Annotated in this window: 24 protein-coding genes; 20 read left to right on the plus strand and 4 right to left on the minus strand. The window is 42.9% G+C overall.

Annotated features, from left to right (window positions below; genetic code table 11):
* The first annotated feature begins 63 nt into the window (after window positions 1-63).
* The 5 genes from N473_RS06250 (at window position 64) to N473_RS06270 (ending at window position 5582) form a co-directional block, all read left to right on the plus strand.
* The gene (locus N473_RS06250; RefSeq protein WP_063367170.1) at window positions 64-1155 is read left to right on the plus strand and encodes an FkbM family methyltransferase; all 1092 of its coding nucleotides are present in this window, start codon (window positions 64-66) and stop codon (window positions 1153-1155) included.
* Between the two features lie 42 nt (window positions 1156-1197).
* On the plus strand, window positions 1198-2238 hold the full coding sequence (gene pseI, locus N473_RS06255) for a pseudaminic acid synthase (protein WP_063367171.1): 1041 nt from the start codon (window positions 1198-1200) through the stop codon (window positions 2236-2238).
* Window positions 2239-2300: 62 nt separating this feature from the next.
* Window positions 2301-2486, plus strand: a complete 186-nt coding sequence (locus N473_RS06260; protein WP_231099530.1) for a hypothetical protein — start codon at window positions 2301-2303, stop codon at window positions 2484-2486.
* Window positions 2483-4069, plus strand: coding sequence for a hypothetical protein (locus tag N473_RS06265; RefSeq protein ID WP_063367173.1), 1587 nt, complete (start codon window positions 2483-2485; stop codon window positions 4067-4069). The genes N473_RS06260 and N473_RS06265 overlap by 4 nt, the downstream gene beginning before the upstream one ends.
* Window positions 4038-5582: a class I adenylate-forming enzyme family protein gene (locus N473_RS06270; protein ID WP_231099531.1), complete on the plus strand. Its 1545-nt coding sequence runs from the start codon at window positions 4038-4040 to the stop codon at window positions 5580-5582. The genes N473_RS06265 and N473_RS06270 overlap by 32 nt, the downstream gene beginning before the upstream one ends.
* 33 nt (window positions 5583-5615) lie before the next feature.
* Here N473_RS06270 and N473_RS06275 read toward each other — a convergent pair whose 3' ends face one another.
* The 3 genes from N473_RS06275 to pseB are packed head-to-tail and all read right to left on the minus strand — an operon-like array spanning window position 5616 to window position 8935.
* Window positions 5616-6749 (minus strand): Gfo/Idh/MocA family protein, encoded by a 1134-nt coding sequence (locus N473_RS06275; RefSeq protein ID WP_063367175.1) that lies wholly within the window; start codon window positions 6747-6749, stop codon window positions 5616-5618.
* A gap of 9 nt (window positions 6750-6758) precedes the next feature.
* Complete coding sequence (pseC, locus tag N473_RS06280) at window positions 6759-7937, minus strand: UDP-4-amino-4,6-dideoxy-N-acetyl-beta-L-altrosamine transaminase (protein ID WP_063367176.1); 1179 nt, start codon at window positions 7935-7937, stop codon at window positions 6759-6761.
* Window positions 7934-8935, minus strand: a complete 1002-nt coding sequence (pseB, locus tag N473_RS06285; RefSeq protein WP_039609466.1) for a UDP-N-acetylglucosamine 4,6-dehydratase (inverting) — start codon at window positions 8933-8935, stop codon at window positions 7934-7936. Before pseB ends, pseC begins: the two co-directional genes overlap by 4 nt.
* 225 nt (window positions 8936-9160) lie before the next feature.
* On the opposite strand from pseB, the gene N473_RS06290 reads away from it, so the two are divergent.
* Window positions 9161-9952, plus strand: a complete 792-nt coding sequence (locus N473_RS06290; RefSeq protein ID WP_039609465.1) for a flagellin — start codon at window positions 9161-9163, stop codon at window positions 9950-9952.
* Window positions 9953-10101: 149 nt separating this feature from the next.
* On the plus strand, window positions 10102-11538 hold the full coding sequence (locus tag N473_RS06295; RefSeq protein WP_063367177.1) for a sigma-54 dependent transcriptional regulator: 1437 nt from the start codon (window positions 10102-10104) through the stop codon (window positions 11536-11538).
* A 6-nt stretch (window positions 11539-11544) separates the two neighbouring features.
* Here the strand turns inward: N473_RS06295 and N473_RS06300 are convergent, their stop codons facing one another.
* Window positions 11545-12162 (minus strand): DNA-3-methyladenine glycosylase I, encoded by a 618-nt coding sequence (locus N473_RS06300; RefSeq protein ID WP_063367178.1) that lies wholly within the window; start codon window positions 12160-12162, stop codon window positions 11545-11547.
* A 266-nt stretch (window positions 12163-12428) separates the two neighbouring features.
* Here N473_RS06300 and N473_RS06305 point away from each other — a divergent pair, with 266 nt between their 5' ends.
* The 13 genes from N473_RS06305 (at window position 12429) to fliO (ending at window position 25675) form a co-directional block, all read left to right on the plus strand.
* Window positions 12429-13535 carry a sensor histidine kinase gene (locus N473_RS06305; protein ID WP_063367179.1) on the plus strand — a complete coding sequence of 369 codons (1107 nt, stop codon included), beginning with the start codon at window positions 12429-12431 and terminating at the stop codon, window positions 13533-13535.
* On the plus strand, window positions 13532-14941 hold the full coding sequence (locus tag N473_RS06310) for a sigma-54-dependent transcriptional regulator (RefSeq protein ID WP_063367180.1): 1410 nt from the start codon (window positions 13532-13534) through the stop codon (window positions 14939-14941). Before N473_RS06305 ends, N473_RS06310 begins: the two co-directional genes overlap by 4 nt.
* Window positions 14942-15097: 156 nt before the next feature.
* Window positions 15098-15433 (plus strand): flagellar hook-basal body complex protein FliE, encoded by a 336-nt coding sequence (fliE, locus tag N473_RS06315; protein ID WP_039609460.1) that lies wholly within the window; start codon window positions 15098-15100, stop codon window positions 15431-15433.
* 25 nt (window positions 15434-15458) lie between these two features.
* Window positions 15459-17177 carry a flagellar basal-body MS-ring/collar protein FliF gene (gene fliF / locus N473_RS06320; protein ID WP_039609459.1) on the plus strand — a complete coding sequence of 573 codons (1719 nt, stop codon included), beginning with the start codon at window positions 15459-15461 and terminating at the stop codon, window positions 17175-17177.
* Complete coding sequence (gene fliG / locus N473_RS06325; protein WP_023401801.1) at window positions 17170-18210, plus strand: flagellar motor switch protein FliG; 1041 nt, start codon at window positions 17170-17172, stop codon at window positions 18208-18210. The genes fliF and fliG overlap by 8 nt, the downstream gene beginning before the upstream one ends.
* Window positions 18211-18213: 3 nt before the next feature.
* Window positions 18214-19032, plus strand: coding sequence for a flagellar assembly protein FliH (gene fliH, locus N473_RS06330; RefSeq protein WP_063367181.1), 819 nt, complete (start codon window positions 18214-18216; stop codon window positions 19030-19032).
* Window positions 19033-19052: 20 nt separating this feature from the next.
* Window positions 19053-20396, plus strand: a complete 1344-nt coding sequence (gene fliI, locus N473_RS06335) for a flagellar protein export ATPase FliI (RefSeq protein WP_063367182.1) — start codon at window positions 19053-19055, stop codon at window positions 20394-20396.
* Window positions 20396-20842, plus strand: a complete 447-nt coding sequence (gene fliJ / locus N473_RS06340; protein ID WP_063367183.1) for a flagellar export protein FliJ — start codon at window positions 20396-20398, stop codon at window positions 20840-20842. Before fliI ends, fliJ begins: the two co-directional genes overlap by 1 nt.
* An 83-nt stretch (window positions 20843-20925) precedes the next feature.
* Window positions 20926-23196, plus strand: coding sequence for a flagellar hook-length control protein FliK (locus N473_RS26105; protein ID WP_063367184.1), 2271 nt, complete (start codon window positions 20926-20928; stop codon window positions 23194-23196).
* 47 nt (window positions 23197-23243) lie between these two features.
* Entirely contained in the window at window positions 23244-23768 is a 525-nt protein-coding gene (gene fliL / locus N473_RS06350; RefSeq protein WP_039609455.1) for a flagellar basal body-associated protein FliL, read from the plus strand.
* Window positions 23769-23777: 9 nt separating this feature from the next.
* Window positions 23778-24872, plus strand: a complete 1095-nt coding sequence (fliM, locus tag N473_RS06355) for a flagellar motor switch protein FliM (RefSeq protein WP_039609454.1) — start codon at window positions 23778-23780, stop codon at window positions 24870-24872.
* Between the two features lie 24 nt (window positions 24873-24896).
* Window positions 24897-25292, plus strand: coding sequence for a flagellar motor switch protein FliN (fliN, locus tag N473_RS06360; RefSeq protein ID WP_039609453.1), 396 nt, complete (start codon window positions 24897-24899; stop codon window positions 25290-25292).
* Window positions 25293-25315: 23 nt separating this feature from the next.
* A complete protein-coding gene (gene fliO / locus N473_RS06365) occupies window positions 25316-25675 on the plus strand; it encodes a flagellar biosynthetic protein FliO (protein WP_231099532.1) in 360 nt (119 codons plus the stop codon).
* Window positions 25676-25680: the final 5 nt, after the last annotated feature.

The raw sequence follows: 25680 nt of genomic DNA on the forward strand, positions 1-25680 counted from the left end.
CCATATCGGTCTAAAATTTGCTTAAACTATTGAATAAAATATTAAATACACTAGGAGCTACAATTGAAATTAAAAAGTGGTGGTTTTTACGTTTATGGTGCAAGCCATTATGGACAAGCACTGATGCGCTATCTTGAAAAAATCGATCTTTTACCTTTGGCGATATTGGATCGCGCCCCTAGATTTGACAGTTATTGTGGCGTACCTGTTGAAGTATTTGGAGATCAAGCGTTCGCTACGGACTTACCCGTATTGGTTACTATTTTAGGCTTTGCGGGTGTTACTGAGTCCATTGAAGCCAAAGGCTTCACTAATATTGTAGAGACATTAGATGTATTTGCTGCATATCCGGAGTCTTTGAGATTCTTAAATGAGTGCGGAGTTTTATGGATGCAAGCGCCAGCTTCAAGTCAAGTTGACGACAGTAAATGTGAGCGATTAGCGCCATTATGGGCTGATGCAGCTTCAAAGCAGCTTTTTGATAAAATGGTACGTTATCGCTCAAATCCGAGTGCAGAAGATTATGCATTGCCCGAGCAATACGAAATGTATTTCCCACCGCAAGTGAAAGGCTTATATGATTACCCGCAATTAAATGTGTTAGACGTGGGTATTTATGATGGAGATACGTTTGCGGGTTTTTATCACCGCTATGGCGAGAGAATTGAGAAATATACCGGCGTAGAAATATGTGTGAGCAATGTAGAAAAGTTGAAGACTAGACTGAAAAATATGTCATTGCCAGAAGACTTTATCGACGTTGAAAGAGTCGCTGTTGGATTGCCAGCAAATGCAGCTTTAGTTGTAAAAGAAAATGCTTCTGCGTCGACAGTAGAAGTGGTATTTGACGGGCAAATTGAGAGCGAACATACCGTAGAAGCGGCTGATCTGGGCGAGCTGATGAATAGGGTACAGTGCAATATTTTGAAAATGGATATTGAAGGTGCGGATTATGATGCCTTGGTTCAAGCGCAGCAGTATATCAGTACAAATGTACCAACATTGGCATTGTCTCTGTACCATAGGCCACAAGACCTATGGGAAATTCCATTATTAATAGAAGACTTAGCGCCTGGAAAATATGATTTCTATTTACGCCAAGAAGGGCACTGGTATTTAGAGACGCAATTTTATGCTGTGCCAAAGAGCCTGTAACTAAGTGAAATGTAACAATGACGCTCGAAGAGCGAGAATAATATGAAGTTTAAAAAGTCATTTGAAATTAACGGTCAGCAAGTTGGTCATGATTTTCCATGCTACATCATCGCTGAAATGTCAGCGAATCATGGGCAATCATTGAGTAAAGCGAAAGAGTTGGTACATGCAGCAAAAGAGGCAGGTGCCGATGCGATAAAGTTACAAACTTATACCGCTGATACCCTGACGATGGATTGCAAGTTACCACATTTTGAAGCAACAGGTCCTTGGAAGGGGCAATACTTGCATGACTTGTACAAAGACGCCTACATGCCTTGGGATTTTCATGCTGAGTTATTTGAATTGTCAGCAAAACTTGGGCTAACTTGTTTTTCATCTCCATTTGATAAAACGGCAGTCGACTTATTACAGCAGTTTGATGCACCTGCATACAAGATTGCTTCTCCGGAACTGATTGATCACCAATTGATACGGGATGTTGCTGCGACGAAAAAGCCAGTGATCATGTCTACAGGCGGTGCTACGCTAACAGAAATTGCCGAAGCCGTTAAAGTTGCTGAAGATGCGGGTATTGAAGCATTGGCATTAATGAAGTGCACAAGTACGTACCCAGCCCCTGCGGAGTCGATAAATTTGCGAACAATTCCGCATATGCGTGATGCGTTTGGTTGCCCCGTTGGGCTGTCGGATCATACGCTTGGAAATGATGTACCTTTAGCGTCGGTTGCAGTTGGTGCATGTATGATTGAAAAGCACTTCGTATTAGATAAAACAGACAATACCGCAGATAGCTTTTTCTCAATGACACCCGATGAGCTTAAGGCGTTGGTACATGGAGTGCGTCAAATTGAAAAAGCCATGGGCACGGTACACTACCCCAGTGAGGCGTCAAAAGCTCGTCGCTGTGTATACATTGTGAAAGATATCAAAGCGAACGAAGTACTGACTGCTGAGCATTTAAGACAAATGAGGCCCGGTGGAGGTGAGATTATGCCAAAAGAATTGCCTAACCTGATTGGTCGTCGTGTTAATAAAGCGCTAACTTGTGGAGCACAATTGAGCTGGGAGGATTTACAATAATGGCTTCTAGAGAGTCTTTACTTGACTATATCCAGCAATTTTTGGAGGAGCGAGGAGTTCTATTGTCTTCTTCTTCGCTCGAGAGCTATAACTTTGTGACAGAAGGAGCGTTGGATTCGTTCGAGATCCTAACCCTTACCATGGGAATTGAGGCGCATTTTTCTGTTGAGGTGTCTCCAGAGCTGCTGTTGGATGAAAAAAATGCCATTGTTGGTAATCTCGTATCTGCGGTTTTGGATAAAGCATGATAGCGTTTCGTGTTGATACACAATGTGGACTTGGTCACTTGATGAGAATGAAGTGGCTAGCGTTAGAGCTAGAAAAAAGACAAGAGCACACTCTATTTTTTGTCGACCAAAGCGAGGTAGTTGAGCCGTTTTTATTTGAACTCAACGCAATTTGTGTGACTGTTCCGCCGTTCAACAATTGTGAGGATGACGCAAGGTTTTGTCTAAATTATTTAAAGACCCTTGAACAGCCAATTAAATGGTTTGTATTAGATGGTTATAATTTTGGGTTAAAGTGGGAAAGTGCCGCAAAACAAGCGGGACTGAAACTGTTAGCTATCGATGACTTAGTCCGTGAACATTGTGCTGATGCGGTTGTTGATATGAAGTGGGCAGGTAATGTCACGCAAAGTCGATATGATGCCCTAACACCACCCGATACCGACTTAATGCTCGGTCCGCAGTTTGCGATTTTGTCGCCCGAATATGACCTGAGCGAATGTGTCGTTTCACGCGATCAAAGCATTACTTTTTCTTTAGGTGGCGGCGGTGATTGGAGTGCATTTGCAAAAATCATTGAGCAGTTGTGTTTGGCACTACCAGAAGTGAAGCTGATAGCCATTGTAGGTCCAAAAGCCACGAATACACATGAATTGGAAGTATTGAGTCAGCAATTTAAACAATTAGAATTGATACACTCGCCAAAGAGCTTGGCGCAATACTACAGGAACACAGGCTTATTTGTGGGGGCGCTAGGTACTTCTTTATACGAATTGGCTGTAACTCAAACACCCGCATTGACTTTTTCTCTTGCTGCGAATCAAGAAAATAATATAGAAGACTTAGAGCAGCTTGGGCATTTTCATCATGTAGAAGCATTACTGACATATCCAGCGGAAAAAGTGGCGCGGCTAATTACCACCTTGTATGAACACCGCGATAGGCAAATACAACTGAGAAGCAGCCCGCCTATTGACGTCGATGGTAAAGGTGCTTGTCGCATTGCTGATTATATTACCCAAGGAGTGTGCGTGGCTCCTCTATCATTATCTGGGTCTGTAAAAGTGTTGCCTGAAGTGGTGTCAAAGATAAGTAGCTCACTTCAAGTTCGAACTATTACAGATGGTGATATGAATGGTTATTTAACGGCGCGTAATCGTCAGGAAAATATGTGGCGAATGACGATAACTGACACGATTAAACGCATCGATCATTATACATGGTGGTATAACAATCAACGCTATTCTTATGTGCTGGAACAAGATAACGACCCTTTGGTTTATGTATGGCATCAAGTGTATCGTCATAACAATAAAGAATACTTATTTGGTGGGTGGTTTGCTGCGAGTGATAAAGTGAGCTTTGTTCATGCACAATTGATCCTGAAATGGCAATTAGCCTACTGTGATGATTTACACCCAGACGCAGTGTGGGTGGCTGTGATTAATAAAGACAACAAATTCGTCAACTTACTGAATCAAAAAGAAGGGTTCGTTGCGCTAGAAACGGATTCAGAAGAGTATCTTGTTACCCAGCAACTATTCTCTCAAGCATCAGAGGAAGAGTTTAATTATGTTGCCAAGTTTCCAGCCGGTGGAGGCTAAAATGGATGGGATTTATTCAATCTTCAAACGTAACGTCTTATCGATGCCAGATAAAACAGCGGTCATATTCAAACATTCATGCTTAAGTTACCGAGAGTTAGACGATAAAGTTTGTCAATTGGCATCTTATTTTGTTCAGATGGGACTAACACCAGGTCATCGAGTTGCGCTGTTTGCTCCCAATGGTGTTGAATATCCCATTGTACTTATGGCTGCGGCCAAACTGGGACTGGCGATTGTGCCATTACCAATGAGTTTAAAGGGAGCGGCGTTAGAAGTTGCATTAAAGAAAACGCCTGTCGCTGCTGTGTTAGCTTGGCCGACTATTAGTAAAGTGTTACTTGAGAAAGATTTAGTAGAACAAGGTAAGTTGATCAGTTTTGAAAAAAGCATTGCTGGAGAAGTCACTTGGCAGCAGGTATTTGAACAGTCCTATCTTGATGTATCGACAGACTTGCAAAGTGATGTTGACGTGCATGCGCCGTTTATACTGACCATGACATCTGGTTCGACTGGCGCACCGAAACCGATTGTTCTGAGTCAGCACTGTAAGGTGCAACGGGCCATTGAAGCAACACAGAATTACTATGGTTTAGATGAAAGTGATAAAGTGTTGGTTGCAACACCACTTTATCATTCCTTAGCTCAGCGGGGCGTGCTCATGCCTTTAATGTTGGGTGCAACTACCGTGATCATGGTGAAGTTTGTCCTACAAAGCTGGTTAGATGCGATTGAAACACACCGCATTAGCTTCCTGTTTGCTGTGTCTGCGCAGCTGGAGAGTTTGCTGTCTTATCAAGGTCCAGATTTCAACTTGAATTCACTGCGTTGTCTGGTGTCATCGTCAGCGGTGTTAAATGCAGATTCTAAGAAGGCATTACTAGAGAAACTGAACTGCGCCTTTCATGAATGTTATGGCGCATCTGAGGTGGGTGTGGTCACGGATTTTTGTGTATCAGAACAGCCACATAAAAATGGCAGTGTTGGAAAACCACTCCCATTTGTAGATATAAAAATTTGCTCTCCTGAGCGTACCGTGCTCAACGCAGGCCAGATTGGCGAAATTGCTTGTAAAACAATCACCGGTTTCAGTGGCTATCATAAAATGCCAGATGCGACTGATGCAGCGTATGATACGCAAGGTTATTTTTATACTGGAGATTTGGGGTATATTGATGAACAGGGATATTTATATTACGTTGGCAGAAAGAAAGAAGTGATCTCAAGCGGAGGGATAAATATTTTCCCACAAGATATTGAATCTGTTATAAAACGTCACCCTGACATCGTTGAATGTGTTGCATTTGGTGTTGAAGAGCCTCAGCTGGGTGAGATTATCAAAGTGGTTTATGAGCAGCGTGGTGATGAGCAATTAGATAAAGCACTGCGATTAATGTGTTTGCAGGAACTGACCGATTATCAGCAGCCCAGACAGTTGGTGAGATTAGCCGACATGCCACGAAATCAAATGGGTAAAGTATTGAGAAATGACGTGAAGTTACAAAATCAATAAAAGAGTGAAGGTATGGCCTTCACTCTCATATATTTATGTTATGTTTTCCCAGCTACCAGACTCATTTGACCGTGTAGCGGCTTCAAATAGAGCAAGACCATCACGAGCTTGCTCAAATCCAAATACATATTCGTTTGTAGTTGGCACCTTATCTAAGTAGCTAACAAGCGCGTGGTGAATGTCGGTATATAAATTGGCAAATGCTTCGACGAACCCTGTCGGATGGCCCGGCTTCATTCGATTGTACCTAAATTGACTCGCGTACTGACATTGACCAGCTCTATCGAGGGTTTCTCGGCGGCCGTCGTTGTAGTTCAACTCAAGCTCATCTGGATTTAATTGATACCAAGTTGCGCTGCCCTCAGTCCCATAAACGCGCACTTTTAAGCCATTTCTATGACCAATGGCTGTTTTAGACATCCACATGCTACCGGTGACGTTATTGGGGTACTTAAGTAGCATTTGCACGTCATCGACTAAATTGGTGTACTCTGAATGTGTTGCAAATAGAGCGCTGGTTTTTTCAGGCTCCAAGTCGAGCAAGTAGCTAGAAAGGTGATGTAGATGTACACCTAAATCAAGGCAAATAGTAGGAACTGCATAGTCTTTTAACCGCCAAGCCTGAGGAGGAGACGCCTTACCTGCTATGGCTGGTGGTCGTTTGAACCCTTCTTGAGGCATTTCTAAATGGATTTTCTGAATAATACCGAGTTTATTGTGCTGTATTAAGTTTTTAAGCTCTCTGACCATGGCATAGCCTGAGTAGTTAAATGTCACAGCGAGAAAATGCTTTTTGGCATCGTATAGCTTTGCAAGCTGCTGTACTTCATCACTGCCGCATACCAAAGATTTTTCGCATATCGTTGGGATATTCAGTTTAAAAAGGGTTTCAAGCACTTCCAAATGATGGGGGGTTGGCGTGAGCACCACAACTGCGTCAATGTGACTTTGCTCTTGCTGAAGCATTTCTTGCCAGTCATCATAGGTATGTTCATCAGCAACTCCCCATTGCTGTGCAGTCAGTTGATTGTGTTTTTTGTCGCGACTAAATGCACCAGCAACGACTTTAAACCTATTATCTAATTGGGCGGCTGAAAAGTGTACATAACCGACAGCTGAATTTGCGCCGCCCCCGATAAATGCGAGTTTTAAACAGCGATTTGACATGAATTTTTCCTATAGTTGATCATTGCTCAATACGTCGAGCACATCGACTAGCGTAGTAACGATATACTTCTGTTCCTGCTGAGATAATTCAGGGAATAAGGGTAAAGTGATGGCACTATGGTAGTAGGCTTCTGCATTCGGACAGTAACCTTGGGAGAACCCTTGTTGAGAGTAATATGGTTGCAAATAAATTGGGATGTAATGGACGTGGCAAAATATACCTTTTGCTCTTAATTCTTTGACTAAGTGCTTGTGCAACTCGCCAGTACAGTCAGCAATTTGAACCACATACAGGTGATACGCGTTATAAATGCCATCACGTTGCATAAGAGGATTAACATGTGTATGTGCCTCCAACAGAGCGTCATAGTGATTGGCAAGTGCATTGCGTTTACTTACAAATTGATCTAATTGCTTAAGTTGAGAAGCGCCGAGCGCCGCATGCAGGTCTGTCATGCGATAATTAAAACCGAGAGCTTGCTGCTCATAATACCAAGGGCCGTGTGGGTCATGCTCCAGCAAATCGGGATCTGCTGTCACGCCATGGCTACGATATAATTTTAATTGAGCATCCAATGCTTGATCATTGGTTAACGCCATACCACCTTCTGCTGAAGTGACAATTTTGACAGGATGAAAACTAAAAATGCAGATATCAGAATATTGGCAGCTACCTACGGGACTGTTTTCATATTGCCCACCGACAGCATGAGAGGCATCCTCAATGATTTTAAAATTATATTGCTTTGCAAGTTTATGGATGGCTGCCATGTCGCACGATTGCCCTGCAAAGTGAACAGGAATGACGACTTTAGGAAGCGTGTTATTTTGCTGTGCGATTGCTAGTTTTGCAGCGAGTGTTTGTGCGCATAGGTTACCAGTATGAGGGTCAATATCGACAAAGTCGACTTTTGCACCACAATATAAGGCGCAGTTAGCAGAGGCGACAAACGAGTTTGGGGACGTCCACACAATGTCGTTATGACCGACACCAAGTGCGAGACAAGCAATGTGAAGCGCTGACGTTGCACTGTTTACCGCTGTGGCAAAGTTTACTTGGCAGTATTGACTGACAGCAGTTTCGAATTCCGGCACCTTTGGTCCTTGCGTTAACCAAGGTGAATTTAATACCTCAATGACTGCATCAATGTCTTGCTGGGAGATAGCTTGTTTTCCATATGGGATCATAACAAAGCCTGTTTATTAAATTCAGCTATCTCTTCTATCGTCAGATATTCAGGATTTGTTAGTGAATTATACTCAAACCCTGGTGCAACCGGTTTGCCTTTTTCATTGAGTGCATTGACGTCAAACGCATTGACTCGACTGCTGAATTTAATTCCAGGTGCAATCACAAAGTGGTCATCAAATTCATACGTATCAAAAGATAAGTCTTCAGGACACATCACTTCATGTAACTTTTCACCAGGTCGTATGCCAATGATTTTCTGCTTGATATTGGGTGCCATGGCAGTAGCTAAGTCGGTAATCTTGATGGAAGGGATCTTAGGCACAAAAATCTCGCCACCCAGCATACGTTCGAAATTTTTTAATACAAAATCAACGCCTTGCTGCAAGCTTATCCAAAATCTAGTCATGTCTGGATGGGTAATTGGAATATGATCTCGCTGCTCATCAACAAAGTTTTGAAAGACGGGAACAACAGAGCCTCGAGAACAAACTACGTTACCATATCTGACAACTGAGAACATGGTTTTATGACCGCCAGACATATTATTGGCGGCAACAAATAATTTGTCAGAAGCCAGTTTTGTAGCGCCATATAGGTTGATGGGGTTAGCGGCTTTGTCAGTTGATAGTGCAATGACCTTGTCTACATTACAATCCAGCGCAGCTTCAATAACATTTTCAGCACCATTGATGTTGGTTTTGATGCACTCCATAGGGTTGTATTCAGCGGCTGGGACTTGTTTGAGTGCGGCTGCATGGATCACGTAATCAACACCTTGCATGGCTCTGCGAAGTCGATCTCTATCGCGAACATCACCGATAAAGTAACGCATGCACGGCGCGTTAAAAGTTTGCTGCATTTCGAACTGTTTCAGTTCGTCGCGAGAAAAAACTATAATCTTTTTAGGGTTATACCTTTCCAATAGAGTCTTAACGTATTTTTTCCCGAAAGATCCTGTGCCGCCAGTAATCAAGATTGTTTTATTATCAAACATATTTTACCCGTCTAAAGGTGCAATGATTTCTTTACGCTATGGAAAAAAGTATTAGGTAAAGAATTCGCCCCTGAATCCTAAAAAAATCGATTACTCAATACTTTATATCACTTTTTTAAATTTTGCAGTATTTAACGAGGTGGCGCGGGCGAATTTTAGACTTTAGATGACTTTTTGCACTAATAGTCGTAAACTGAAGTTACTAGGATTGCGGAGGAAGGTGTCATGTTACAGATCAATTCACCGAGTAACTCTCTCTTTAACAAGACAGAGCAAACGAATAATAAATTAAACCAGCAGCTTGCTACCGGTAAAAAGGTAAACTCGGCAGCTGACGATGCGGCGGCATTGCAAATTATTAATCGTTTAACGTCTCAGCAAGAAGGCTACAATCAATCTATTCGTAATGCGTATGATGGCATCTCTTATTCTCAAACAGCCGATTCGGCATTGTCTGGTGTTAATGATGCGGTAAGTCGTATTAGAGAATTATCAATTCAAGCGGGCAGCGGTGCTTTGACTGATAGCGACAGACAGGCATTACAGGACGAGGTATCTCAGCTGCAAACTCAAATTACAGAGACATTTGAGAATACGACGTTTGGAGGCGACCCGTTATTTGATGGTGAGCAGGCAAGTTTTCAGGTAGGTCCTGATGCTAATACTACGCAAAGCTTTACGCCAACAGATGGCACTGTAGCGGCTGGTATTTTGAGTGTTGATATTTCGACACAGGCGGGCGCACAAGCTGCCATTACTGCGGCTGATCAGGTCGCAAAAGATGTAAATACGCAACGCTCTCAGTTAGGTGCATTTGAAAATACATTGGATAGTACTATCCGAGGGTTGGGTAATCAGAGTGACAGAATTGCAGAAAGCCAAAGTCGCATCGCTGATACGGACTTTGCGCAAGCAGCTGCACAAAGAACAGCGAATGATATTTTGTCACAAACCAGTGTGGCTTTAAGAGGACAAGCAAATCAGTCTGCTTCTTCTGTACTGAACCTTCTTCAATAAAAATTAATACTATTGTATTGATTCAAAACATACTCCGTGGCATTTATTTGGCGTTTACGTCAATAAATTGCCACTTAGGTATTGCATCCCTAAGATACTCCCTTACAATCATACTCATAGACTTATAAATACTCTCGGATCCAGTCCAAATGATACTGATCATCGATAACAACAATAATCGCGCTTCTGGACTAGCTGCCGCGTTGTCATTTTGCGGGCAACCTGCGTGCGTGGTTGCTGAATCTGACTTTTCCCCTGAGTTGGTCAAAAAATATCAAGAATGTAAAGTCGTATTAGGTGCACTCGACGGATTGGATCATGAGCGCCATATAAAAGGCCTGCCTGCGCAGCCATTTATACTTGTCGGAGAAACGCTAAGGCCTCTGCTGTCTCTGGCAAATGTGATCGGGTTGATCACTGAACCATTTAGTCACGATGTGACAATGCAATTGTTACACGACTGTCAGCAGTATTTAAGCTTATTACCGGGTCAAACAGAGCAAGGTCGAGATGCAAAGTCATTTGACGGCCTTGTCGGGGATACGGATGCAGTCAAAGAGGTTCGTTTTCTTATTTCTCAAGTTGCACAAACTGATGCCAATGTTCTGATTTTAGGTGAGTCTGGAACTGGTAAAGAAGTTGTGGCTCGCAATGTTCATTTGCTTTCAAATCGTTCGGATGGCCCGTTTGTACCGGTAAACTGTGGTGCGATACCTGGAGAGCTCCTTGAGAGTGAGCTGTTTGGCCATGAAAAAGGTGCATTCACAGGCGCTATTTCTGCTCGAAAAGGGCGTTTTGAACTGGCTCAAAACGGCACTTTGTTTTTAGATGAAATCGGTGATATGCCATTACAGATGCAAGTTAAGTTATTGCGTGTTTTGCAAGAGCGTAGCTACGAGCGAGTGGGCGGCACTAAACCAATTCAGGCAAATGTACGGGTTATTGCGGCGACACACCGCAATCTTGAAGAGATGATTGAAGAAGGTAAGTTTCGAGAAGACTTATTTTATCGTCTTAATGTTTTTCCAATAGAAAATCCGTCTTTGAGTCAGCGCGTTGATGATATTCCTTTATTATTGAAGGAGCTACTTCGTCGGGTAACGGAGCAAGGTAATAAAGGCGTTAAGTTCACTGATAGAGCGGTTGAAAGCCTGAAGTCACATGCTTGGCCAGGCAATATTCGTGAGTTAGCTAACCTAGTAGAGCGAATGGCGATTATGTTTCCAGACAAATTGGTTGATGTGACAGATTTACCAATGAAGTATCGCTATATTGAAGTGGAAGCTTTTGAACCTGAATATCCAGAAGAGCTCATGGAAAGGGACGCTTTCAATGATTTATTTAGTGAAGGTTTTAGTGATTTTGAAGAGGAAGAGGACATCATGGCGCCAGAGCAGCCTATGCTTGGGTTACTACCTGATGAAGGGATCGAATTAAAAGATTATTTGGCAGAGCTAGAGGTAAGCCTTATCACACAAGCATTGGAGCGATATGATTATGTCGTAGCACGGGCCGCGGAAATACTGGGCGTAAGGCGCACGACACTTGTCGAAAAAATGAAGAAGTATAATCTGAATAGAGATTAGATCAGATTAACTACGAACGTTGTTTAGTTCATCGGCTATGTTTAACCTAGCCAGTAGGTCGATTAACGGCTGCTTTGCGTGGCAGTCGTTATCATGATCATTCACCATCCCACATGCCTGCATATGCGCGTAAACTGTGGTGGGCCCTAAAAATTTAAATCCTTTCTTTTTTAAATCTTTGGCAAATTTTTCGCTTATTTCACTGGTGACGGGGTAGTCCTCTTTGCCTTTAATATCATTGACGATGGGATTGAAATTGACAAATGCCCACTGATATTTAGCAAAGCTACCATAGGCCGCTTGTACTTCGATAAAGCGTTGCGCATTATTTATGGTGGCCAATATTTTGGCTCTATTACGCACAATGCCTTTATTTTCCATCAGTGCTTCGACATCTTGATCTGACATATTTGCGACTTTCTGTACGTCAAACTCTTTAAAAGCGGCTCTATAATTTTCGCGCTTCTTTAAAATGGTATACCAGCTCAATCCAGCTTGTGCTGATTCGAGGGTAATAAATTCAAATAGTTTGTTATCATCCCAGATGGGTACGCCCCATTCTTGATCATGGTAAGCAACATAATCCGGTTTGCTCTCATCTAGCCATAAACATCTTTTACACATAACTACGCTCTGAAATAGAGTGCCATATTGGTATAAGCATTTATCTTACATTCAGTATGTAAAATCAAGATTTAGTTAAAACCGTAGGTGCGAGTGCACATTGAACGATTTTTCACTAGATAAGCGGGTGTTTAATGAGAGTCTATCGGGCGTGCGTCAAAGTTTTGTCTATCGAGTTTTACTTCTATTTCATTGTTATTTATAGAAAATAAATTTGGCACGGCATTTGCTTTTATCCTGTTAGGAAGATACATGAGAGTAGTGTCATGGCGTTAGCGAAAGTGATAAATCCACAATTTGTGCCAGAAAACCAATATAACCCTTGTTTATTGCAAGAAGCATATATTGGTGAACTGAGTGACTTGCGACAACAGGCTAGCTGGTTAAGCCATTTGGTAGATACCATGCCAGCAGGTATCGTTGTACTTGACGGGCAAGGTATGATTGCTAAAGCGAACCAGATTGCAAAAGATATGCTGGGTGAGCCGCTTGAAGGTGAAAAGTGGTTTAACATTATTCAGCGCTCTTTTAGCCCGCAACAAGATGACGGTCATGAAGTGTCGTTGCGAGATGGGCGTTTAATCAAGTTAGAAATTACTGCGCTCACACCAGAACCCGGTCAGTTAATTTTAATGACTGACTTGACTGAAACGCGTCGATTGCAAGCGCGTGTTGCACACATGCAGCGCTTAAGTGCGCTTGGTAAAATGGTTGCATCGCTCGCGCACCAAGTCAGAACACCTCTCTCTGCTGCCATGCTATATGGTGCTAACTTAGGTAGTGAAAACTTACCAGCCAAGTCTCGTGAAAAGTTTCACAATAAACTGATGTCGAGACTGAAGGACCTCGAAAATCAAGTTAATGACATGCTGTTATTTGCGAAAAGCGGAGAACAACAAGTCATTGAACAAGTATCTATGCAACAACTTCTCAATGAAGTTAAGGCCGGATCTGATGCCATGGTATCACTCCACAATGCACAATTAGATGTTATCTTGCCAGATCCAGATATTGAAATTATTGGCAATAAGACAGCACTTGCCAGTGCAGTTCAAAACTTGATCCACAATAGTGTGCAGGTGATTGGCTCTGGTGCACAAATTACCTTAAGTGCCGTACGTGACAAAGAAGATCATGTTCGTATTTCGGTCTGTGACAATGGCCCTGGGGTTGATATGAGCTTGGCAGACAAATTATTTGAACCTTTCTTTACTACTAAATCACAAGGCACTGGACTGGGGTTAGCGGTTGTTAGTTCAGTGGCAAATTCGCATAAAGGACGTGTTGAAGTAAACAATACGTCTAACGGAGGAGCATGCTTTAGTATGCTGTTACCCATATCTCAACATACTCAACTTCAGGAGGTTGTATGAGCAATAAAATTCTAGTCGTTGAAGATGACGCAGGTTTACGTGAAGCACTATTGGACACTCTAGAGCTTGCTGGTATTGATTGTGTTGAGGCCGACAGTGCAGAGCAAGCGATGGTGTTGCTAAAACAGCAGAGCTTTTCGTTGGTGGTCAGTGACGTTCAAATGGGGCAAATGAGTGGGATTGACTTACTCAAAAGTATTAAGTTGAATTTTCCAAACTTACCCGTTTTGATGATGACTGCTTACGCGACGATTGATGATGCCGTTGAAGCAATGCGTTTGGGCGCGATTGATTATATGGCCAAACCATTTGCACCGGAAGTGCTTCTCAATATGGTAAGTCGCTACATGCCGGAAAAAGAGAAGGAAACGGATGGCCCTATCGTGGCTGATGCAAAAAGTCTTCAGTTATTAAACCTCGCCAAAAAAGTGGCGCAGTCAGACGCCAGTGTGATGGTTTTAGGCCCTAGTGGTTCAGGTAAAGAGGTGTTGGCGCGCTTTATTCACGATAGTTCTGAACGTAAAAGTGAACCTTTCGTCGCGATTAATTGCGCAGCGATTCCAGAGAATATGTTAGAAGCCACTTTATTTGGTTATGAAAAAGGTGCTTTCACTGGGGCGATACAAGCTTGTCCGGGTAAGTTCGAGCAAGCACAAAAAGGGACTATCTTATTAGATGAGATCACGGAAATGGATCTTGGTTTGCAAGCGAAGCTACTCCGCGTACTGCAAGAGCGGGAAGTAGAACGACTTGGTGGCAGAAAAACCATTGAGTTGGATGTCAGAGTTTTGGCGACCAGTAACCGAGATTTAAAAGATGCTGTTGCCGAGGGTAAGTTTCGAGAAGATTTGTATTATCGATTGAATGTCTTTCCATTGACATGGTTACCACTCAAAGACAGAGCTGCAGACATTGTACCTTTGGCTAAACATTTAATTGAAAGGCATTGTCAGAAGTCCAGCCAACCTGTGCCGTCGCTCACGACTGCAGCTCAGCAAAAGCTGTTACAACATGCATGGCCGGGCAATGTACGAGAGTTAGATAACGTTGTTCAACGTGCCTTGATTTTGCAGCAAGGAGATCAAGTGTCTGACTCTGATATCTTTATTGAAAATCTGACACCGATTGAACTGGTTACAGAGGCAGCCTTTACTGCTATGCCAGTAGAACTCGATGCTTCTCCATATCATTCTGATCCGGTGACTGAGCCGGCCTCTACACAACAGAGTGATAGCATGAGTTATAAAGAAGAGTTACAAGATAAAGAGCATCAAATTATTTTGGATACACTTACACGTTGCAATGGTAAGCGTAAAGATGTTGCTGAAATACTTGGGATCAGCCCACGAACGCTCAGATATAAACTTGCAAAGATGCGAGACTTAGGATTGCCAGTACCTGCCTAACATTTTTAATAAAGCAACCAGAATTACTCTGGTTGCTTTATAACCTGTCAAAAAAACGTCCTCACAAATTTTATTTTAAATAATTGATTTTTATGAATTTAAAGTTGGCATGAATGGTGCATTACACCTTGTAACAGAATTGACAGGGTGAGCAACATGAAAATTCAAAACACCAGTTTATATCAAGAAATGCAGTCAATGGCATCTCAGGCCGGTAGAGTTCAACCACAGGCTAAGTTGCCAATTCAAGAAAGTGCTGCAACATCCAGCGCGCAGTTCGGCGATATTTTACAAAATGCACTCAATACGGTTGCAGATTTACAAAGAGATGCAAAATCCAAAGTGACGGCAGTAGAGATGGGCGATCGTAGTGTCTCCCTTGCAGAGGCTATGATTGCGAAAAACAAATCATCTGTGGCCTTTGAAGCAACTGTACAAGTTCGTAATAAACTTGTCGAAGCTTATAAAGATATTATGAGCATGCCGGTGTAATTGAAGAGAAGATTGGAGAGTAACTGTGGCTACAAATCAAACGACAGATCTAGCACTTTCAGACGGCCAAGCAGGTGCAGTAGCTGAAGGCGCAGATACCCAGCAAGAGCAAAAGTCTGGTTATTTTAGCGCATTAAGTGGCGTTGATATGCTGCGTCAAGTTACGCTCGTGATCGCACTGGCAATTTGCTTGGCAATTGCTATTTTCATCATTATCTGGGCACGTCAGCCCGATATGCGACCGCTTGGTCAATACCCGACAGATGAGCTCGTTCAGACTCTGGATTTTCTAGATGCGCAAAAAATAGAGTATGAGCTAGACGGCAATACCGTCATGGTTGCAGAAACCGACTATCAAGATATCAAATTAAAAATGGCACGAGATGGGTTTACTCAATCACCGACCTCTGGCACAGATATTTTGATGCAGGATATGGGCTTTGGTGTAAGTCAGCGTCTCGAAAGAGAAAGACTAAAGCACAGCCGAGAGCAGCAACTTGCGCGTACGATTGAAGAACTGCAAGATATTAATAGAGCCAAAGTACTGCTCGCTATTCCGAAAGAAAATGTATTTGCTCGGCGTGAGAAAAAACCTTCAGCTACCGTGGTGTTAACCATGAAACGTGGTCGTACACTCGATGGTGAGGAAGTTGACTCTATTGTTGATATTGTGGCGTCAGCGGTACAAGGGCTTGAACCATCGCGTGTTACTGTCACAGATCAAAATGGTCGTCTGTTGAACTCGGGTTCTCAAGATTCTCTTGCTGCACGTTCACGTAAAGAATATGAGATTGAACGCAAACGTGAGTCAGAGTACTTATCGAAAATTGATAGCATCATGATCCCTGTCGTGGGACTGGGTAATTTCACAGCTCAAGTTGATTTGACGATGGACTTTAGCGCGGTTGAAGAAACGCATAAACGTTTTAACCCAGACTTACCTGCTGTACGCAGCGAAACAACCTTTGAAGAAAACAATATTGGCGGGATCACTGCAGGTATTCCAGGTGCGTTAACTAATCAGCCGCCAATGGATTCTAATATTCCTGAAATAGCAGGTGCAGGTGGTAGTGGTAAAGGTACTACGCCAAGCCGCTCACAAAGAGAGGCGACACGTAATTATGAACTGGACACGACGATTTCACATAAGCGTCAGCAGACTGGTGTAATACGTCGCATTAGTGTATCTGTTGCTGTTGACTATGTTGCAAAAGCTGATGCTGAAGGGAACGTGTCAATGGTGCCAAGAGCACAAGAAGAGTTGAATAATATTCGCCGTCTTCTTCAAGGTGGTGTTGGGTTCGACATGCAACGAGGTGATGCCCTTGAAGTTGTAACGGTCCCTTTTGTTCGTGAAGACATTTTAGAGGCTTCAGAGCTGCCACTTTGGGAGCAAGAGTGGTTTATGAAGGTCGCACGTCTTGCAGCAGGTGCTTTGGTTATCATCGTGTTGATTATGGCGGTAGTTCGCCCTATGCTGAAAAGACTTATTTACCCAGATGATACTCTTGAGGACTATGATGAGGATGCACTGACTGCTGGTGTAGACCTTGGTGATAGTACATTAGATATGCTAAGTAATGACTTTGATGAATCAGCTGTTGGCTTCTCCTCTGATGGTACATTACAATTGCCAGACTTACATGGGGATGAAGATCTACTGAAAGCGGTTCGTGCATTAGTAGCTAATGAGCCTGAGCTTTCTTCACAAGTGGTCAAAGCGTGGTTAACTGAAGATGAGTGATGAAGAACAAAAACAACTGCCTCCAACGTTTGATGTTGAGAAACTTGATGGCGTCGATAAAGCCGCCATCTTACTGTTAAGTTTAACAGAAGAAGATGCGGCACAAATTTTAAAACATTTAGAGCCGAAGCAAGTTCAAAAAGTGGGTATGGCGATGGCGGCGATTGATGATTTGTCGCAATCGAAAATTAGTGCTGTACACAATTTGTTTATTGAGCAAATTCAAAGCTTCAGTACTATAGGTTTCCAATCTGAAGACTTTATTAAAAAGGCATTGACGGCAGCGCTAGGCGAAGATAAAGCAGCTAGTCTGATTGACCAGATTGTGATGGGGTCAGGTGCAAAAGGATTAGATTCATTGAAATGGATGGACTCCAAACAGGTTGCCAACATTATTCGTAACGAACACCCGCAGATCCAAACTATTGTTTTATCGTATTTGGAGCCTGAGCAATCAGCAGAAATATTGTCTCAGTTTACTGAGAAAGTTAGATTAGATTTGACGATGCGTATTGCGAACTTAGAAGAAGTCCAGCCGGCTGCATTGCAAGAGCTAAACGAAATAATGGAAAAACAGTTTGCAGGTCAAGCTGGTGCACAAGCCGCGAAAATGGGGGGCTTGAAAGCAGCCGCAGATATCATGAACTACCTAGACACCAATGTTGAAGGTCAGTTGATGGATTCTATTCGTGAGCATGATGAAGAGATGTCACAGCAAATTCAAGACTTAATGTTTGTGTTTGAAAACTTGATGGACGTAGAAGACCGAGGCATTCAAGCGATTCTGCGCGAAGTACAACAAGATGTACTGATGAAAGCCATCAAGGGCGCCGATGACTCATTGAAAGATAAGATTTTGAGCAATATGTCGAAGCGTGCTGCAGAAATGATGGCAGATGATCTGGAAGCCATGCCACCGGTTCGAATTAGTGAAGTCGAAGCTGCACAAAAAGAAATACTGGCAACAGCCAGACGCTTAGCTGACTCTGGAGAGATCATGCTCGGTGGCGGCGGCGGTGAGGAGTTCCTGTAAACCATGTCTGAACCTAAATTTCAGCGCGGCCGTCCTGTTCATGGGGAAGCTGTAGATGCGCTACTAGAACATTTAGAAGATTGGCCTATTCCTGATGTAAAAGAAGATCTTAGCGGGTTGTCAGGGCGCTCTACGGCGATGGGCACTCCGCTTGAAGAGCTTTATACTAAGACAGAGCGTAATTCTGAGCCTGAAACAGTTGAGCCCGAAATACCCACCTTAACATTGGAAGAGCTCGAGCAGATCAGACAAGATGCCTACGATGAAGGTCTCAAGCAAGGCCATGAGCAAGGGTATATTGAAGGGTTTGAGAAGGGCGCAAAGGAAGGGAATGAAGCTGGTCAAAAAGAAGGCTTAGAGATAGGTAAGCAACAAGGCCTTGAAGATGCAAAACCTTTGGTTGAAGAGAGACTACAGACGCTCACCCAATTAATTGAAAAAATTCATGATCCACTTAAGCAAGTTGATGAAGCCTGTGAAAAACAACTGATTGAGCTTGTCAGTTTATTGACGCAACAAATTACATTCCACGAAATTAAAGCGAATCCGGACTTAATTCTCCAAGCATTAAAGAAAGGCTTAGACGCTCTCCCTATCGCAGAAGTGCAGCTGAAAGTACATTTGCACCCTGACGACCTTACTCTAGTTGAGGAGGCTTACGGAGTGGAAATGATACAAAAGCAGCAATGGCAGCTTATCCCTGAACCGACATTCGAACGTGGTGGTTGCGAGATTAAATCCCCCATTTCTTCTATTGATTTGACGATAAAAACAAGACTTTCTGAAATTCTGGAGAAGTTTTTGCATGATAGCGGTATCTAAGAATTATCGCGCCATGTTAAATGTCAGAGCTAGAACAGCAAAATTCGTCTTTTGCACAACGAATACATAAATACCAAAAACATATTCATCCATTTGGTGTTGCCGTGGCAGGTAGCCTAACACGTGTTGTTGGGCTGACCCTCGAAGCAAAAGGGCTCAATGCTGCAGTTGGCAGTCAGTGTAAAATAGAGACGATAAATGGTTTTATTGATGCCGAAGTCATTGGCTTCAACAATGATGTACTTTATCTCATGCCTAATGACCGCATATCTGGTGTCCTCCCTGGCGCAAGGGTGATCCCACAAGTTAAAGAAGCTGGCTTGCCTGTTGGTATGGGTCTTCTAGGTAGAGTGGTCGATGGTTTGGGTCGGCCATTAGATGGACTCGGTGCAATCCAAGCTGAGACGCGTTTAAAATTCGCACAAGCACCGATAAACCCATTAGCGAGACGTCCAATTAAAGAGCCGATGGATGTTGGCGTGAGAGCAATTAACTCTATCATCACTGTTGGGCAAGGTCAGCGAATGGGACTGTTTGCTGGCAGTGGTGTTGGTAAATCAGTCTTATTAGGTATGATGACTCGGGGCAGTGAAGCAGACGTTATTGTTGTCGGTCTGGTCGGTGAGCGTGGTCGAGAAGTCAAAGAATTCATAGATGAGATTTTAGGCACTGAGGGGCGCCGTCGATCTGTTGTTGTTGCCGCTCCTGCTGATGCCTCCCCTTTGATGCGATTAAAAGGCTGTGAGAGTGCGGTCACGATTGCAGAGTATTTTAGAGATCAAGGCTTAAACGTTTTGTTGTTACTCGACTCTGTGACGCGTTATGCGATGGCTCAGCGGGAAATTGCACTCGCGGTTGGTGAGCCACCTGCAACTAAAGGTTATCCACCTTCTGTATTTGCTAAGTTACCTGCTTTGGTTGAAAGGGCGGGTAATGGCGGAGAAGGTCAAGGTTCTATTACGGCTTTTTTTACAGTGCTCAGTGAGGGTGATGATATGCAAGACCCCATTGCAGATTCCGCAAGGGCCATACTTGATGGGCATATTGTTTTGTCTCGTGAGCTGGCTGATAGTGGTCATTATCCTGCAATTGATATTGAAAAATCCATTAGTCGTGTGATGCCACAAGTGGTGTCAGATACACATATGCAGCAAGCTAGAATCGTGAAGCAAGTCTATTCTATGTATCAACAAAATAAGGATATGATCACGTTAGGCGCGTATCAAAAAGGCAGTGATCCCATGTTAGATCAAGCCATTGCAATGATGCCCAGCGTTAATGGTTTCTTGCAACAAGGCATGAAAGATGTACTTAACTACGATGAGTGCTTACAAGGCTTGTCACAACTATTAGGACAAGGTTAATGGCGACGGATAAATTATCTTTGTTACATAAGTTAGAGACAGATAAAGAAGATTCGTTGCGAATTAACTTTATTCAGGCGGAAAATAGTTTAAATGACAATCAACAGAAACTAAAAGGGTTGAATGATTTCCGCTTGGAATACACGCAACAATTACACACTAAAGCTCAACAAGGTCTGAGCAGCAGTGGCTTTACTCAGTATCATAGTTTTATCAATAAAATTGAAGAGGCAATTAAACAACAAGCCAACACGGTGGCAACGGCAAAGCGGGTTGTTGAACAGCGGAGAAAACTCTGGTTGAGTCAGCAGGCAAAAGTAAAAGCAATAGCAAAGTTGATTGAGAAAAAACAAGAAGAAAAACAACGTATTCAGGCAAAGGCGGAGCAAAAAATGCTTGACGAATTTGCAACAAATATGTTCATGAGAAATAGAGTGCTCAATTAGTGGCTTAAAAATTGCATTTTTTAACAAAATTGGTATTTGAAGTAGGCAAGCGGTCTTAGGTTGCCACATAAAAAGGTGAGAGTATGGCTAATGTTTCGCTAGATGTAGGTATGAACAATTCAGTTTCACCTCAACATAGACAAGCAGATGACAGGTCAGCAGAACAAGGGTTCATGGCTGTAATGGCGCAAGCAAATGAGCAAGAAGAAGCTAAAAGTGCAGCGTTAGCGTCAGAAGCAAAAGCTGAAGTACAGCGCAGGAAAACTGCATCACAGAGTGACAAAACAGAAGATGAGCCTGTTAAGGTACAAGCAGGCCCTGACGAGCCGTTGAAATTAGACGATTCACACTTACCTAAAGCTGGCCCAGATATCATGTTGCAGGTAGAGATGTCAGGAGACATTGATACGCAATCAAAAGGAGTAGGACAAACTCCTGACAGTTTGTTATCGCAAATAACGGCTTCTAATAAACAAAAAACAGATGTGGCACATCATTTAGCACCGGTTCCAAAAGCGATGCGTGAGCACGCAGGAAAAGTTGAAGTGTTACCTGACAACTCAGCGCCTGATAAAGGGAAAAAAGGCCCTATTGATCTCATTGGCCCGATAGTTACACAAGGCAAAAAGGCTGATACTGGTGCTATCACAGGCACTGACTCAAATGCAGATAATAAACTTGTATCACCACCTCAATCTGACAAGCAGTCAAGTATAGATATACCTCAAAAGCAAGGCCAACTTACCGGAGTTGAAGCTTTTAAAGCGGTTGATCCTGGACCTCGTCACTCTGAGGGGCCTGTTGGTGACCCCAGCAAAGTAGCAGATGATACAAATAAGGTCGTTAATAACCCTGTGCCACAAAAAGATTTTAATACAAGTAAAGAAGTTTTTAATGGTGAAGTAAAATCGCGTGAATGGTTTTTACATAATAAAAATGTTGTTTCTGATGAATCAAAACCGCAGGTTCAAGTACAGTCTGATGTCTCAAATAAAGCAGTAACAGCGGATCCGGTTGAAGCCAAAGTTGTTGCTGAGCCTAAAGTGCACACTGAATTAAAGACTGCCTCAAACGAAGCAACAGAGCCTGCGCAAAGCGCACCAAAGAATGAAGCTTCTTATTTGGCCTCGCAGATTAGAAAAGCGGTTGCGCAGGAACCTCAGGTGGTTCAAACACAAGGTTCTGTTCAGGCACAGAATATTGATGAGACTGTGTCTAATACTGAACTAAACGCAAAATCTCCAATTGAGATTGCAGTAAAGGGAAGTGACAAAGATCCATCTCATACCAAAGTGCTTTCAGAATTAAAATCCATGGTTGAGCAACTCTCTCCACAAGAGAAAAAGCAGTTGGAGAACGCTTTAAATGAAAAATTAAGTAGTGATAAATTGGCTGAACCTCAAGTCAGACGTCTTGAAAGCGCATTATATACAGTGATAACAGGTAAACCAGCTCCTGATGTAAATTCAAAGCAGGCAAACATGACTGAGAGTGCAGAGCTCGCAGCAGATAAGTCAACTGATAGTAAGACGAAATTAAATAATGTGGCGGCTGAGCTTACTACCCAACAGGTTGCTAAGCCTGAGGTAAGTTACAATTCCACCAAAGTCACATCAGTTAAAGAAGCCGTTGTGGCCGAGCCTACAAAGCAAAACGCAGAGGTTGTTTTAAGTGAGGAAGCCCCTGAAATGACTGCTGAGTCAGACGGTGAGCAATCACAAAATAACAGCGGCAACCAACAACGCCAGACTGCCAGTACCAATGTCGAGAATATATTTAAAGCAATCCGCACTTTAGGTTCAGAGCAAATTCAAAGCAAAGAAGAATTTGAGCAAGTGATTAATCAAGTAGAGCAGTCACGCCAAGTTCAGCAAACGGCACAGCAACAAACGACCGCACAGGTCAAATTGCAAGCTGATCCTGCTTTAATGCAAAGCCTTAACCTGACCAAGAGCGACGCGGCAAAAATGCTTCAAGACAAAGTTAACATGATGATTAACTTGAATAATCAAGAAGCAGAAATTCGTTTGGATCCAGCAGAATTAGGAAGTATGCAAATTCGTATTCGCTCTGATGCGGAGCAAGCACAAGTTAACTTTGTAGTACAAAACCAACAAGCCAAAGAGTTACTTGAGGAGTCCATGCCGAAGCTTAAAGAAATGTTAGAGGAACAGGGTATTCAACTCGGTGATAGTAATATAGAGCAGCAGGCTGAAGGAGGCAGTGATCAGCAAGGGAATGAGCAAAATGGTCACGGAAAACTTGCTAATGAGAGCAGTGAAGCGCAAAATAATAAAGAACAATCAGTGACTAGCAGAAAACAAAGTGACTCGGCGATAGATTACTATGCTTAACAACTGCTATCATTAAAAAAGATCATTGAATTATAAGAAGCGCACATATGGCAGAAGAAACCGATTTAGAAATAGAAGAAGCGGGTGGGTCGAAAAAGAAACTCATCATCATTATTGCAGCAGTGGTAGTGATTTTAGGCGGTGTAGCAGGCTTCTTCTTAATGTCAGGTGGTGAGGAAGAAGAAGCTTCATTGGCGGAGGAATCAACCGCTGTTCAAGAAGACTTAAGTGAGCAAAACGCAGCTGAAATGGGCAGTGCCTTATATGTTGCGATGCCTAGGCCTTTTGTATTCAACGTACCAGGTGCAAGCAGAGATAGAATTGTACAGATTAAAGTCCAATTGCTTGTACGTGGCGATGTCAATGAGGAAGTGGCTAAAAAACACATCCCATTGATTGAAGGTACCTTATTAGGGGTCTTTTCAACAACGACCGCAGATGAGTTAAGTACAAGTGCAGGTAAAGAAACGCTTCGATTGTCTGCATTGGATAAAGTACAGGCTGCAATGGAAGGCGTCGAAGGCAGCAAAGTGATTGAACGTGTGCTGTTTACTGGTTTTGTAATGCAGTAGGACGATATTGTGAGCGACTTATTATCACAAGATGAAATCGACGCGCTACTCCATGGCGTCGATGAAGTCGAAGAAGATGAAGTATCCACGGGAGAAGACGGTGAGGACGCAAATGCCTTACAGTACGACTTCTCTTCACAAGACCGCATTGTTCGTGGTCGAATGCCTACCCTTGAGATTGTAAACGAACGTTTTGCAAGACACATGCGCATTAGTTTGTTTAATATGATGAGACGCACAGCGGAGGTGTCTATCAATGGTGTTCAAATGCTCAAGTTTGGTGAGTATATTCATACTTTATTTGTACCGACGAGTTTGAACATGGTGCGGTTTCGCCCTCTTAAAGGCACCGGTTTGATCACGATGGAGGCAAGGCTTGTCTTTATCTTGGTTGATAACTTCTTTGGTGGTGATGGGCGTTATCATGCCAAAATTGAGGGACGAGAGTTCACGCCGACTGAACGTCGTATTGTTCAAATGTTACTTAAGATTATCTTTGAAGACTACAAAGAAGCTTGGGCACCAGTAATGGATGTGTCATTTGAATATCTAGATTCAGAGGTTAACCCTGCAATGGCGAATATTGTTTCGCCAACCGAAGTGGTTGTAATCAGCTCGTTTCATATTGAACTTGACGGTGGGGGAGGTGATTTTCATATCTCATTACCTTACTCGATGCTCGAGCCCATTAGAGAGTTACTCGACGCGGGTGTTCAATCAGATACCGAGGATACGGATTTACGTTGGAGTAAGGCTCTTCGTGATGAAATCATGGATGTTGAGGTTGAAATGTCAACGCAGCTGTTAGAAGTTGATTTATCGCTACAGCAAATAATGGAACTGAAAGCGGGAGACATTATTCCTGTAGAAATGCCGGAACACATTACCGTATTTGTTGAAGAGTTGCCCACTTTCAGGGCGAAAATGGGTCGCTCAAGAGATAATGTCGCATTACAAATAAGTGAGAAAATTAAGCGTCCGGAGTCTGTGAAGTCCGAGCTACATGTCTTTACCAAAGGTGGTAAAAAGCTCGATTCGGATGCAGAATTAGCTGAATTAGAAGAAGATCTGCACCTATCAGAAGGTGTGGATCTTGACTGGTGATCAAGTTTTTAAGGTAGTAAGTGCATGAGTGATGATCAAGATACAATGGACGAATGGGCGGCAGCGCTTGCTGAGGCTGAGGATACCGACCAAGGCAGCGCTGAAGTTGCTGAGCTAGAAGAGCTTGAAGAAAGCAATGCCAACCTGAGTGCTGATGAGAAAAGAAAGTTAGATACAATCCTCGATATTCCAGTAACCATTTCAATGGAAGTTGGACGTTCGAAGATCAATATCCGAAACCTATTACAACTTAACCAAGGGTCGGTTGTTGAGCTGGACCGTGTTGCGGGTGAGCCGCTGGATGTTCTGGTTAATGGCACTTTGATAGCGCATGGTGAAGTGGTTGTCGTAAATGACAAATTTGGTATTCGTTTAACCGACGTTATTAGCCAAGTTGAGCGAATTAAAAAGCTCAGATAAGCGATTTAAAAATGACTTGGATAATGTTTACAAACGCGGCTGTGGTATCGCAGCCGCAGGGACCGAGTTTGGAAATAGTGACAGTGATGCTCTCACTGGCATCTATTGTTGCCCTGATTATAGGGTTAGCTTGGTTAGTGAAACGGGTGAATCCCAATGTGGGTAACAATCAAGATTTTAAAGTGATCCGCAGTTTACCGCTTGGCACGCGAGAGAGACTTTTGGTCATCGAAATTGACGATAAACAACACTTACTTGGTGTTACACCTCAAAATATAAACTACTTATATCAATTAGAATCTCCTTTAAGTGAAAATCAATCAGCCCCTTTTGTGAAGGAGCTCAGTCGTTTTATGAATCAACCCATAAAAAAAACAAAGTGAATATG

Source organism: Pseudoalteromonas luteoviolacea CPMOR-1 (assembly GCF_001625685.1).
In the GTDB taxonomy this organism is placed as follows: Bacteria; Pseudomonadota; Gammaproteobacteria; order Enterobacterales; family Alteromonadaceae; genus Pseudoalteromonas; species Pseudoalteromonas luteoviolacea_K.

Excerpts from the sequence above, each read along its gene's own strand:
- pseI (WP_063367171.1), top strand. The coding sequence starts at position 1,198 with ATGAAGTTTAAAAAGTCATTTGAAATTAACGGTCAGCAAGTTGGTCAT.
- N473_RS06265 (WP_063367173.1), top strand. The coding sequence starts at position 2,483 with ATGATAGCGTTTCGTGTTGATACACAATGTGGACTTGGTCACTTGATG.
- N473_RS06270 (WP_231099531.1), top strand. The coding sequence starts at position 4,038 with ATGTTGCCAAGTTTCCAGCCGGTGGAGGCTAAAATGGATGGGATTTAT.
- N473_RS06275 (WP_063367175.1), bottom strand. The coding sequence starts at position 6,749 with ATGTCAAATCGCTGTTTAAAACTCGCATTTATCGGGGGCGGCGCAAAT.
- pseC (WP_063367176.1), bottom strand. The coding sequence starts at position 7,937 with ATGATCCCATATGGAAAACAAGCTATCTCCCAGCAAGACATTGATGCA.
- pseB (WP_039609466.1), bottom strand. The coding sequence starts at position 8,935 with ATGTTTGATAATAAAACAATCTTGATTACTGGCGGCACAGGATCTTTC.
- N473_RS06290 (WP_039609465.1), top strand. The coding sequence starts at position 9,161 with ATGTTACAGATCAATTCACCGAGTAACTCTCTCTTTAACAAGACAGAG.
- N473_RS06295 (WP_063367177.1), top strand. The coding sequence starts at position 10,102 with ATGATACTGATCATCGATAACAACAATAATCGCGCTTCTGGACTAGCT.
- N473_RS06300 (WP_063367178.1), bottom strand. The coding sequence starts at position 12,162 with ATGTGTAAAAGATGTTTATGGCTAGATGAGAGCAAACCGGATTATGTT.
- N473_RS06305 (WP_063367179.1), top strand. The coding sequence starts at position 12,429 with ATGGCGTTAGCGAAAGTGATAAATCCACAATTTGTGCCAGAAAACCAA.
- N473_RS06310 (WP_063367180.1), top strand. The coding sequence starts at position 13,532 with ATGAGCAATAAAATTCTAGTCGTTGAAGATGACGCAGGTTTACGTGAA.
- fliE (WP_039609460.1), top strand. The coding sequence starts at position 15,098 with ATGAAAATTCAAAACACCAGTTTATATCAAGAAATGCAGTCAATGGCA.
- fliG (WP_023401801.1), top strand. The coding sequence starts at position 17,170 with ATGAGTGATGAAGAACAAAAACAACTGCCTCCAACGTTTGATGTTGAG.
- fliH (WP_063367181.1), top strand. The coding sequence starts at position 18,214 with ATGTCTGAACCTAAATTTCAGCGCGGCCGTCCTGTTCATGGGGAAGCT.
- fliI (WP_063367182.1), top strand. The coding sequence starts at position 19,053 with ATGTCAGAGCTAGAACAGCAAAATTCGTCTTTTGCACAACGAATACAT.
- fliJ (WP_063367183.1), top strand. The coding sequence starts at position 20,396 with ATGGCGACGGATAAATTATCTTTGTTACATAAGTTAGAGACAGATAAA.
- N473_RS26105 (WP_063367184.1), top strand. The coding sequence starts at position 20,926 with ATGGCTAATGTTTCGCTAGATGTAGGTATGAACAATTCAGTTTCACCT.
- fliL (WP_039609455.1), top strand. The coding sequence starts at position 23,244 with ATGGCAGAAGAAACCGATTTAGAAATAGAAGAAGCGGGTGGGTCGAAA.
- fliN (WP_039609453.1), top strand. The coding sequence starts at position 24,897 with ATGAGTGATGATCAAGATACAATGGACGAATGGGCGGCAGCGCTTGCT.
- fliO (WP_231099532.1), top strand. The coding sequence starts at position 25,316 with ATGTTTACAAACGCGGCTGTGGTATCGCAGCCGCAGGGACCGAGTTTG.